This is a genomic window from Mesorhizobium sp. M2C.T.Ca.TU.002.02.1.1 (assembly GCF_003997225.1).
Genome location: NZ_RZTO01001455.1, coordinates 1 through 595, shown reverse-complemented (window position 1 = coordinate 595; position 595 = coordinate 1). Strand labels below are relative to the sequence as shown.

Sequence of the window (595 nt, the reverse complement as noted above, 5' to 3'; positions counted from 1 at the left end):
GACCCAGGAGATGCGGCGGACCTGAGCATCATGGGGTATTTTTGGATCGAGCCGGCTAGTCTACCCTCGTGCCGGCTCCGTCTTCTGTCTATGCGTCGCAGATTTGCGCAAGACCTTATAAAAATCAACCATTTCTTAACCACCGCTCGCGAATCGCTTGGGTTAAGGTAAATTCGTAACCTTGTTCAGACCGCCGCGAATCGGCGCGTTTCCCAAGCATCTCTCCCGAAGTGGCGATTGGTTTCGGGACAAAGACATGCGCAAAGTTGAAATATAAAGCGTATGAGCAAATCCTGAAAGATCGCGGCGCGCTTCAGGCAGCCTTGGCGACGACGCGGTTGCGACCGCCGCTTTTGGCTTCATAGAGCGCAAGGTCGGCGCGCTTCATCAGCGCCGCGACGCTGTCGGTCCCTTTCAGCAGCGAAGACACGCCGACGCTGACCGTGACCTCGATCGTCTTGCCGTCGTTGCCGACAGCAAACGGCGCCTGCGCGATCTCGGCGCGGATGCGTTCGGCCACCTTCTCGGCGACCGGGCCATCGGTATCCGGCATCACCACGACGAACTCCTCGCCGCCGAAGCGGCAGGCGAGATC

The 595-nt window shown here is 59.2% G+C and carries 1 protein-coding gene; it reads right to left on the bottom strand.

Annotated features, from left to right (window positions below; all coding sequences use genetic code 11):
• Positions 1 to 313 precede the first annotated feature (313 nt).
• A partial coding sequence (locus EOD07_RS36725) for a diguanylate cyclase (RefSeq protein WP_127238525.1) occupies positions 314 to 595 on the bottom strand: 282 nt, incomplete at its 5' end.